This is a genomic window from Streptosporangiales bacterium (assembly GCA_009379825.1).
Lineage (GTDB): Bacteria > Actinomycetota > Actinomycetes > Streptosporangiales > WHST01 > WHST01.
On the sequence record WHTA01000125.1, the window covers coordinates 1 to 10,169 of the forward strand.

Below are 10,169 nucleotides of genomic sequence, written 5' to 3' on the forward strand. Positions count from 1 at the left end.
CGTTGGCGTAGCGCATGTCCATGTCGAACAGCGACACCTGGTGCGGCACCGGGGTGCGATCGAACACCGCCTCGTGCGGGACGAGGGCGGTGAGCCCGGCGCCGAACGCGTCCAGCACGGTGGCCCGCACGCAGCCGCCGGTGGCGCATCCGGTCACGATCACCGTGTCCACCTCGTGGCGGCGCAGCTCGTCGAGCAGCGGGGTGCCGGACAGCGCGCTGGCGGACGCCTTGGTGACCACCAGCTCGCCGTCCCGGGGCGCGAGGTCGGCGTGGATCCCGCTGACCCAGGCCGGCGCCGCGACCAGCTCCGGTGCCCGCCGGTTCTTCCGCGACCACGGCCCCCGGTCGTCGGTCATCTTCGAGTAGCAGACCGGTATGCCGATGCCGCGGGCATGCTCGATCAGCGCCCGGATCCGCGGCAGCGCGTCCCGCGCGGCGTCACCGCAGGCGTTGGGGAACCGGTCGAGCACGCCGGGCAGGCTGGAATCGCCGGTGCCGTCCCCGGTGAACTCGTAGGTCACGTCGACGACCAGCAGGGCGGGCCGCCGGCCGGGTACCGCCCGCTTGCCGTAGCCGGCGGTGGTGTGCAGCCGCCACTCGTCCGGGCTGATCACGTCGGCCCACGGTGCCCGCCGCGTCGGTGAGCTGGTCATGCCGTCTCCAGGGTGGGCAGGGCGGCCGGCGGCGGGGTGTAGCGGCCGGGCAGCGCGACGACGGCTCCGCCGCTCACCACCGCCCCGACGCCGACGATCTCGCCGGCCTCCAGCGCGCTCGCCACGGTCGTGTGCGACGACCCGCGCACCGGGCCGACCAGCAGCAGGTCGGCCGGCTGTCCTTCGGCCAGCGCGCCGCCGGGAATCCCGTGTGCCCTGGCGACGTTCTCGGTGCCGCAGCGCAGCGCGGTCGCGGCATCGACCTGGCCGAGGCCGGCGATGGCCGCGACCACCTGCAGCGGTCCGCGCGGCATCGTGCCGTTGCCGCCGGGGGTGTCGGTGCCGACCGTGATCCGGTGAAGTTCGCCGCGCTCGCGCAGCAGGCCGACCAGCTCACGCAGCACCCGCAGGCTCCCGCCGAGGATCAGCTCAAGGTGGCAGCCGGTCCGCGCCACGATCGCGGCCAGCGCCTCGTCGTCCATCGGGATCGGGCCACCGTTAGCGTGCGCCAGCACCCGCGGCGCCACCGCGCTGACCAGCTCGGCGTCCGCCTCCAGGCTGTGGCCCTGGTAGGAGGTTCCGCCCGCGTGCATCTTGGTGACCAGGCCGAACTCGTCGGCCCAGGTGGTGTACGCGGCGACCTCGCCCGCCCACTGACGTCCGGCGAACGGGTAGTAGATGTACTTGACGCACTTCCCGCCGACCTCGGCCACCTGCCGGAAGTGCTCCCGGTCCAACCCTGGCACGGCCAGCAGGGTCCCGGCGTACACCCGCGGCGGGGCGGCGATGTTGCCGAACGCCCACGCCGAGTTGGCGGCGAGCCGGGCGGCGGCGTCCGGGGTCAGCTCGGCCGCGCTGAACCCGGGGAAGGTCAGCTCGCCGGCCGAGACCATGGCGGTGACCCCGGCGTTCAGGTAGGTGTCGGTCCAGCCGTGGCCGGGTGGCACCACCGACACCGAGCCGGCCACCGGGTGCACGTGCCCGTCGATCAGCCCGGGGACGGCGAGCAGGCCGGCGGCGTCGAGCACGATCACCGGCTCGCCGTCCCGCTCGAGCGAGCGCAGTGCCAGATCGACCCCGGCCCCGATCGCCAGCACCCGGCCGTGCGCGCAGAGCAGCTCGCGGTCCGCGCGCCAGCCCCAGGCGGGCTCGGCGGCGAGCAGCCCGCCGAGGTTGCGCACGTGCAGTGCCGGGCTCACCGGAGCCTCACTCGCCCAGGTAGGCGACCGCGTCGAGCTCGACCTGGCCGATGCCGAGCGCGCCGGCCTGGATCGTCGTCCTGGCCGGGTACGGGCTGTCGAAGAACTCCTCGAACGCCTGGTTCATCCCGGCGTAGTCGCCGAAGTCGGTCAGGTAGACGTTCAGCTTCACCACCGAGGTTCGGTCGACCTCGCGGGTGGCGAGCACCGCCTCCATATTCTCCAGGCACTGCCGGGTGGCCGCCACGATGTCGCCGTCGACGATCTCGCCGCCCGGCGCGCGGGCGACCATGCCGGACACGTGCAGCCAGCCGACGGCGACCACGCCGTGCGAGAGCGGCACCTTCGGTGCGGCCATCGTGTCGGCATTGAACCTGTCCAGGGTCATCTCCTCACCGCCTTTAAATCTGCGTTGTCGGGACTCAGTTCTCGAGCTGGGTGCGGACCGCGCGCACCAGGTCCGCGGTGCTAAGCACGCGGCGGTTCTCCTCGGCGGTCTCCTTCAACGACTCGACCAGGCGCCCCACGTCGAGCTCGGTGGCGTCGACGCGCAGCGCCGCCAGCAGGTGCTCCACGGCGTGCCGGCCGGAGGTCTTGCCGAGCACGAGGTTGGAACCGCGGCCGACCTGCTCCGCCTCGACCGGCTGGGCGGCCAGCGGCGACTTGATGTAGCCGCTGATCGAGATGCCGGACACGTGCCGGAACGAGTTCTTGCCGATGATCGCGCGGTTGTTCTGCAACTGCAGCCGCATCAGCTCGGCCGCCCGGATGAAGCTCTGGCCGAGCCGGTCGACGGCCAGCCCGGTCTTCACCCCGAGCAGCACCTCCAGCGCCGCGGCCACCTCCTCGGTCGCCGTGTTGCCCGCCCGCTCGCCGACCCCGGCGATGCTGGACGACACGGCCTCGGCGCCGGCCTCGACCGCGGCGACCGCGTTCGCCGTGGCCAGGCCGAAGTCGTCGTGGAAGTGCACCTCAATCGGCAGCCCGAACTCGTCGGTGCACCACCGGACCAGGTCGGCGACCACCTTCGGAGTGCCGACGCCGACGGTGTCGACGATCCGGATGCCGTCGATGAGCCCCTGCCGGTTCAGCTCGCCGTACACCGCCCGCAGGTCCTCCCGGTCCGTGCGCAGGGTGTCGTAGGCACTGGCGAACGTGACCAAGCGGCGCTCCTTGGCCGCGGTGTGTGCCGTGACCGCGGCGTCGATCATCTGGTCGACCGACCAGCCGAACTTGGTGGTCAGCTGGTGCGGGCTGACCGGGCTGGAGACCACCACCCCCCACAGGCCACAGTCGGCGGCCATGGCGATGTCGCCGGTCCTGGCCCGGCAGACGCCGAGGGTCTCCGGGATGGCCCCGCTCTCCACCACCGCGGCGATCGCCTCGCGCTCACCGGAGGACACCGCGGGGGTGCCGATCTCGGCCCGCCGAGCCCCCACGTCTCGCAGGATCTTCGCGATCGCCACCTTCTCCGGGGCGCCGAGCACGACGCCCGGCTGCTGCTCTCCCTCACGCAACGTGCAGTCGCTGATCAACACGGTTCCTCGATCCCTTCCGCTGCCCGGCTCGGTCCGGCCGCACGCTCACCGCACCAGCCAGGACTCGTTGAGCAGCTTGTTCAGCCGGGCCACCTGCTCGTGAACGTCCCGCCCCATCACCACGAGCCCCAGCTCTTCCACCGGCAGCCGGGCCGCGGCGTTCAGGCCGTCGAGCACCTGGTCCTCGGTACCGGCGATGGCGAAGTCACGCAGCACCTCGACCGGCAGTTCCTCGCCGTGCCGGCTCTCGTGCGACATGTGGTGGGAGAAGTCGTAGCCTGCGCGGATCCGCTTCCGGACCGCGTCCACCTCCTGGCTGGTGTCGAACGCCAGCGGGTGCCGCAGGATCGAGGCCACCCACGGCCGCACGTCCGCCCAGGCGCGCTCCTCCTCGTCGATGGCGCAGGCCACCCACAGCACCGAGTGCAGGGTGGCCGGGTCCTTGCCGGCGGCGCGCCGGCCGACCGCGACCCGCGCCAACACCTGGTCCACCGCGCCGGGCGCGATGCCCGGCACGATGATCGCGCCGTCGCCCAACTCGCCGGCCAGCTCCAGGGTCTTCGGCCCGCTGCCGCTGAGCAGGATCTCCACCGGTCGGGGCGGCCGGTCCCAGGACACGTCCGGACCGTCCGGCCCGATGTCGGCCACCGACCTGGTGAGCAGGGTGCGAATACCGTGCACCGCAGAGCGCAGCTCGGCCAGCCGGGCCACCCCGCCGTTCAGCCGGCGCAGCGCGCTGTCGCCGACCCCCATCCCGAGCCGGACCCGACCAGGGGAGTACTCGTCGAGCGTCTGCACGGTGGACGCCGTGACGGTCCAGTGCCGGTTCACCGGGTTGGTGACCGCCGGGCCGAGGCGCAGCGTCTCGGTGGCCGCCAGGCACAGCGCGATGCTCGCCCAGCACTCCCGCCAGATCAGCGGGCTGTCGCCGACCCACAGCGTGTCGACGATGCCGCCATCCAGCTCGCGGGCGAGGTCGAGCGTCGCCCTGGTGTCGTTGGCCGGGTAGTAGCCGACGCTGACCAGAGGGCGGACCGGACCGCCGGCGGCGTGGTCGTCCCGTTGCACCACGATGCTCCTCCCACTTCTCCAGGTCGGTTGGTCTCGCCTACCGCCAGCGGCGCGCCAGGTGCCGTTCCAGCGCCCACAGGCTGGTGGTGCCGACCAGCGACGTGACGATGAGCAGGAGCACGGCGGCCCCCATCAGCTCGTACTGGGCCAGCGTGTACTTGGCGATGATGATCTGGCCGAGGCCGGCCTTGGAGCCGATGATCTCGGCGAACACCACGCCGACCAGGCTCAGGCTGAACGCCAGCCGCAGGCTAACCGCGAGCGAGGGCAGCGCGGCCGGGATATCGAGCTTGAGCAGTCGCAGATACCACGGCATGGCCAGGGATCGGGCCACCCGCCCGTAGATCTCCGGCACCGTGGCCAGCGCGCCGCCGAAGTTGATGATCACGGGGAACACGCCGAAGATGAACCCCATCGTCACCTGCGAGGTCGAGCCGAGCCCGAACACCAGCATCAGCACCGGGTAGATGGCGATCTTGGGAATCCCGTTCAGCGCCAGGATAGTGGGCTCCAGGATGCGCCGGGCCAGCCTGGACAACCCGATCAGCGCACCGAGAAGCACGCCGGCGACCATGGCGAGCAGGAACGCGACCAGACCGCCCAGCGCGGTCTTGCCGACCGCGTCGGTGAACTCCGTCGAGGAGAAGTTGTCGATCAGGGCGCGCACCGTGGCCACCGGCTCGGGCACCACGAACAGCGCCAGGGACAGCAGGTACCAGACAACGGCGGCGACCACGAGGACAACCAGCGGTCCGACCGGGAACCGACGCCGCCGGGTGCGCCCGGCACGCCGGGCCCGGCTCGGCGCGGCGGTCGTCGGCGCGCCGTCCGGATCGGCCCCGGGTGGATTGGTCGTCGCGGCCGAACGGTTGGCGTTCATTCGTGATGCCTCAGCGACACGGCGCTCACCGCGAGCAGCGCGGTCACGACCACAAAGGACAGTGCGAGGGTGGCGGCGAGGAACAGGTACATGCTCGGCAAGTGGAACGTCTCGTACTGGTGCCGGACGGCGTAGCCGAGCCCTTCGCTGCTGACCATGAACTCCATCCCGATCGTGCCGACGAGGCTGTAGACGGCCCCCACCCGCGCCCCGGTGAAGACCTGCGGCAGCGCGGCCGGCAGCTCGATCCGGCGGAACCGCAGCAGCCTGGGCAGCTGCAGCGCCAGGTGGACCATCCGGTGGATCTCCTTCTGCTCACGGAATCCGATCCAGGTGTTGAGCGCCACCGGTACCGAGCACATCACCATGGAGATCGCGATGATCGGCCAGGAGTTGATGCCCAACAGCACCAGCAGGAACGGGTAGAAGACCACCAGCGGCACCGCGTAGAAGGCCAGCAGGTACGGCTCAAGCGCGCGGCCGAGCACCGGCAGCCGCCAGAACAGCACGCCGAGCCCGAAGCCGAGCAGGAAGCCGGCCACCAGGCTGGCCACCACCCGTACCGAGGTGACCGCCAGGTGGTCCAGGAAGGTCGCCGGCGCCGGGTCGGTCAGCTGGGTCTGCGCGCCGATGATCTCGTCCAGCGGTGGGAAGGTCCTGGTGTCCACGAGGTCGGTCTCGGTGACCAGCCACCAACCCGCGGCGATGATGACCGCGAGCACCAGGAACGTGAGCACCTGTGACTTGAGCGTGCGGACTAGCTCCCGCTGCATGACCCGACCCCTCACCGCGATCCCAGGAGATGCTCGCGCTCGTCGAACGCGCGCTGCGACTCCTTCCGCATCACCGTCCAGATCCGCGCGTTGAGGCGCTGATACTCCTCGATGCTCAGCAGTTCGGGCCCGCGCGGATAGTCGAACGGGACGGTCAGCCGTTCGCTGATCGTCGCCGGCCGGTAGGACATCACCCAGACCTCCTGGCTGAGCAGCACGGCTTCCTGGATGTCGTGGGTGACGAACAGGACGGTCTTGTCGGTGCTCTGCCACATCCGCAGCAACTCGACGCCGATCATCAGCCGGGTCTGCGGGTCGAGGGCACCGAACGGCTCGTCCATCAGCAGCACCGACGGGTCAAGCGCCAGAGTCCGCGCGATGGCCACCCGCTGGCGCATCCCGACGGACAGCTCCCTCGGGTAGGCATGCTCGAAGCCGGTCAGCCCGACCAGGTCGATCATCTCCTTGGCCCGGCTGACCTGCTTCGCCTTGGGCGGGCCCGCGACCTCCAGGCCCAGCCGGACGTTGTCGACCACAGTGCGCCACGGCAGCGTCGAGTCCTCCTGGAACACCACGCCGATCGAGCGGCGCGGCCCGCGGACCGGCTCACCGTCGATGGACACCGTACCGGTCGACGGCTTGACCAAGCCGCCGACGATGTTGAGCAGCGTCGACTTGCCGCAGCCGGACGGGCCCACGATGGACACGAACCGGCCCTGACCGACCGCGGCGTCGATGGTCTCCAACGCGTGCGTGGTCCCCCCGCCACGGAGGTCGAAGGTCTTCGACACCCCGTCGATCAGCAGGTGCGCATCCGTGGACGTGGGGTTTCCCACTGCGGCGCCTCCGTTCGGTTAGGACGGTGCGGTCGGCCCGACGCTCGGCCACGGCGGGATCACAGGTCCGCCTTCGCCTCCTCGGGCAGGTACTGCTGGTCGAAGATCGCCGCCCAGTCGATCGGCTCGGAGACCTCGCCGGACAAGTTCATCAGCTCCGAGACGGTGTCCAGCGCCTCCGGCACCGTCTGGTAGGAGTAGAGCTCCTCGGCCGGGATGGCGGCGTCGGCGATGCTCTTCTCGATGATCGCCGCGTCGATGTCCATGATCTTGGCGAGGTCGGGCGCCACCTGTGCCGGGTTGCTGGCGATGTCGTCGAACACCTTCGACGTCGCGCGGAAGAACGCCCGCATGGCGTCCGGGTTCGCCTCCGCCCACTCCTTGCGCACCACGACCATGTCGGCCGGGAACCAGGGCAGCACCTCCGGCGCGTCGATGACCACCTTGGCGTTCTCGCTCTGCACCTTCTCGGTGACGAACGGCTCCATGGCCCAGCCGCCGACGACCTGGCCACTCTTGCTGGCCGCCCAGTTCTCACCCATCCCGCCGGCCGGCACGATCTCGCCGAATTTGACGCGCTGCTTCTCCTCGATCCCCGCCAGCAGCAGGTTCACCGTGGCGCCCGGCACCGAGCCGCCGATCTTCTTGCCATCGAGGTCGGGCACCTCGTTCGGGCCGATCCAGTAGAAGCCGTTCCTCGGCGCCCACAGGCTGACGATCTTCACCCGCGGGTCGCTCTGCGCCGCGAGCACCGATGCGGCCGGCGAACCGATGGAGATCTCGGCGTCACCGGTGCTCAGCGGGCGAAGGGTGTTGCCGCCGCCGGCCGCGGAGGCGAACTCGACGTCGAGCCCTTCGGCCTCGAAGTCGCCGCGGTCGGCGGCGATCTTCAGCGCGGCCATGAACGGCAGTGTGTCGATGAGCGTGGCGCTCAGGCGGACCTTGGTCAGACCCCCCTCGGTACTGCCGCCGGCGTCATCATCCGAACCGCACGCCGTGACGCCCAGCAGGAGCGAGAACGCCGCAACCAGTGCACCCACCCGTACCCGGCGGCACATGCCGCTGATCCGTCGCATGATATCCTCCTCACCGTATTTCAGGTAATGTATACGAGATTCATTCGGTGTCAACAGCTGCGATTCTCGACCCAGATCAATGCTGGCTTATGTGACTAGCCAGCTGCGGCGCGCTGTCCACTTGGCGGCCGAGTGCGCGATCTACCCAGGTCAGCGCGGATCATCCGGAGACGACGCCGATCACCCGCGGAACATTGACGATGACGCTGAGCCCGGCCAGCCGTTACGATGACATGAGCAATGTATACATAATTCATCCATCGAAGCATTCGTGACCGGCTCGCGGCCATGCCCCACAGGGTGAAATCATCGACTACGACCCGCCACCTGACCGGTGGCCGGCAGACAGGGGAACGACCGTGGTGTTCAAACGACCGCCGACGGCACAGGAAGCGGTGCTCCAGGAGTTACGCCGGTCGATCCTGGAGGGCGAGCTCAAGCCTGGCACCCAGATCGTGCAGGACGCCTTCGCCGAGCGGCTCGGGCTCAGCCGGGTTCCGGTGCGCGAGGCGCTGAAGATCCTCGAAGGCGAGGGCCAGGTCCGGTACTCGCCGCATCGCGGTTATTTCGTGACCGAGCTGGACATCAGCGAGCTGCTGGAGATCTACCGGATTCGCGAGCTGCTGGAGACCGAGGTGGTGTGCGCCGCCGCCCCCCGGCTGACCGACGAGGACGTCGCCCGTCTCACCGCCGCCATCGACGCCATGGCGGCGGCCAACGAGGTGGCCAACATCGTCGCGCTCACCAACGCCAACCGCCAGTTCCACTTCTCCCTGTTCGAGGCGTCGGGCATGCACCGCTTCGTGCGGATGATCCGGCAGCTGTGGGACTCCTCCGACCCCTACCGGTCGCTGTACTTCGCCGACCCGGCACACCGCGCCGTGGTGGACGTCGAACATCGCGGAATCCGCGACGCCGCACGAGAGCGGGACGCGCACACCCTGGTACGCCTGCTCAACGAGCACCGCGGCCACGCCGTCGAGGGACTGGAACTGGTCCGGTCCTGGACCGCCCCTGAACGTCGGTGATACCGGCTCGATGCACATCGTGGCCCGCCAACGCCGCTGGCCGCCGACGTCGCACTGCACCTGCGTGGTCACGGCGACTCGTCGTCGAGTAGGCGGGTCACCAGGCGGGCCAGTCCGCGCGTTGTCACCGGCGAGGTGACCGCGGGCTCGGTCCGGTACGCGCGGGGGAAGACTCCGTACACGGCGCGGAACCGCCGGGAGAAGTGCAGCGCGTCCTGGTAGCTGCAGGCCCGGCCGATGCTGGCGATCGGCAGGTTGGTGCGGGCCTGCAGCGACTCGGCGCGGGAGAGCCGGACCAGGTCGAGGGCGGTGACGACGCCGGCACCGAACCGGTCCTGGAACTGATGCGCCCCGAATTTTCCGGACAGCTTTCTTATGTTTATTTGTTTATTTCATACCGTGGGACCGCGGAAATATGCGGTACCACGCATAAGATAGTTACTGGTAAGCGCCATCAATACCGGCGCGCCGGTCGCGGGGCCTTAACTACTTTCCCCTGAAAAAGGGCTCTATTGACGTGAATGTGGATGGCGGCTGGTGTGGTATGGCAGTTCGAGCGTGACGGGTCCGCAGGCGAGTTGGACGAGGGCGAGGGCGGCTTCGGGGCTGTGGAATCCGTAGGCGCGTCGGATGATCAACCTGACCTTGTTGTTCAGGCCCTCTTGGCGGCCGTTCGAGAGACCGCGGTCGATCGCAGCGTCGATCCCGGCACGGTGCCTACGGATGGTGCGGGCGGCCTTGACGAACTCGGGTATGCGGCAACGCTGCGCCCGCGAGCACCAGCGATCGAGCAGATGCTCGACGGTGGCCGGGTCGAGGTCACCAGCGACCGGAGAACTGGGCCTACCACCGCCGCATCTACGCATCAAGCTGCGGGCGGCCACCGCTGCGACAACTGGCTCCTCCGCTGGCGCTCCTCCGCAACTTCTCGCACCGGCGGGGCGTCCTCACTTGACCCGCTGCGCCGTACTCGCCCGGCCGCTACTCGTAGCCCGCGGCGATGGCCTCATCCCGCGCGGTGTAGCGGGATCCGCACGACCTTGCCGTAGGGCTCGTTGTCGTCCGACCTGGCCGTCAGGGAGACGTACAGCGAGTCGTCGTGCACCGCCATGC

The 10,169-nt window shown here is 70.0% G+C and carries 12 protein-coding genes; 1 reads left to right on the forward strand and 11 read right to left on the reverse strand.

Annotated elements, in window-relative coordinates; all coding sequences use genetic code 11:
- The 9 genes from GEV07_29550 to GEV07_29590 form a co-directional block, all read right to left on the reverse strand.
- A partial coding sequence (locus GEV07_29550; GenBank protein MQA06673.1) for an isochorismatase family protein occupies positions 1-655 on the reverse strand: 655 nt, incomplete at its 3' end.
- Complete coding sequence (locus tag GEV07_29555) at positions 652-1,854, reverse strand: amidohydrolase family protein (GenBank protein MQA06674.1); 1,203 nt, start codon at positions 1,852-1,854, stop codon at positions 652-654. The genes GEV07_29550 and GEV07_29555, both read right to left, overlap by 4 nt.
- Positions 1,855-1,861: 7 nt before the next feature.
- Positions 1,862-2,242 (reverse strand): RidA family protein, encoded by a 381-nt coding sequence (locus GEV07_29560; protein ID MQA06675.1) that lies wholly within the window; start codon positions 2,240-2,242, stop codon positions 1,862-1,864.
- A 34-nt stretch (positions 2,243-2,276) separates the two neighbouring features.
- Complete coding sequence (locus GEV07_29565; GenBank protein MQA06676.1) at positions 2,277-3,392, reverse strand: hypothetical protein; 1,116 nt, start codon at positions 3,390-3,392, stop codon at positions 2,277-2,279.
- A 45-nt stretch (positions 3,393-3,437) separates the two neighbouring features.
- Positions 3,438-4,466 (reverse strand): LLM class flavin-dependent oxidoreductase, encoded by a 1,029-nt coding sequence (locus GEV07_29570; protein ID MQA06677.1) that lies wholly within the window; start codon positions 4,464-4,466, stop codon positions 3,438-3,440.
- A 34-nt stretch (positions 4,467-4,500) separates the two neighbouring features.
- Positions 4,501-5,343, reverse strand: coding sequence for an ABC transporter permease subunit (locus tag GEV07_29575; protein ID MQA06678.1), 843 nt, complete (start codon positions 5,341-5,343; stop codon positions 4,501-4,503).
- On the reverse strand, positions 5,340-6,116 hold the full coding sequence (locus GEV07_29580) for an ABC transporter permease subunit (GenBank protein MQA06679.1): 777 nt from the start codon (positions 6,114-6,116) through the stop codon (positions 5,340-5,342). The genes GEV07_29575 and GEV07_29580 overlap by 4 nt, the downstream gene beginning before the upstream one ends.
- Positions 6,117-6,127: 11 nt before the next feature.
- Positions 6,128-6,952 carry an ATP-binding cassette domain-containing protein gene (locus GEV07_29585; protein ID MQA06680.1) on the reverse strand — a complete coding sequence of 275 codons (825 nt, stop codon included), beginning with the start codon at positions 6,950-6,952 and terminating at the stop codon, positions 6,128-6,130.
- A 59-nt stretch (positions 6,953-7,011) separates the two neighbouring features.
- Entirely contained in the window at positions 7,012-8,028 is a 1,017-nt protein-coding gene (locus GEV07_29590) for a hypothetical protein (GenBank protein MQA06681.1), read from the reverse strand.
- A gap of 362 nt (positions 8,029-8,390) precedes the next feature.
- Between GEV07_29590 and GEV07_29595 the strand changes: the two genes are divergently transcribed.
- Entirely contained in the window at positions 8,391-9,056 is a 666-nt protein-coding gene (locus GEV07_29595) for an FCD domain-containing protein (GenBank protein ID MQA06682.1), read from the forward strand.
- A 68-nt stretch (positions 9,057-9,124) separates the two neighbouring features.
- On the opposite strand, the gene GEV07_29600 is transcribed toward GEV07_29595, so the two are convergent.
- Entirely contained in the window at positions 9,125-9,439 is a 315-nt protein-coding gene (locus tag GEV07_29600; protein ID MQA06683.1) for a helix-turn-helix domain-containing protein, read from the reverse strand.
- A 126-nt stretch (positions 9,440-9,565) separates the two neighbouring features.
- Entirely contained in the window at positions 9,566-9,940 is a 375-nt protein-coding gene (locus tag GEV07_29605; protein ID MQA06684.1) for a hypothetical protein, read from the reverse strand.
- Positions 9,941-10,169: the final 229 nt, after the last annotated feature.

Coding starts and splice junctions, on each gene's coding strand:
- GEV07_29560 (MQA06675.1), bottom strand. CDS start 2,242: ATGACCCTGGACAGGTTCAATGCCGACACGATGGCCGCACCGAAGGTG.
- GEV07_29575 (MQA06678.1), bottom strand. CDS start 5,343: ATGAACGCCAACCGTTCGGCCGCGACGACCAATCCACCCGGGGCCGAT.
- GEV07_29580 (MQA06679.1), bottom strand. CDS start 6,116: ATGCAGCGGGAGCTAGTCCGCACGCTCAAGTCACAGGTGCTCACGTTC.
- GEV07_29590 (MQA06681.1), bottom strand. CDS start 8,028: ATGCGACGGATCAGCGGCATGTGCCGCCGGGTACGGGTGGGTGCACTG.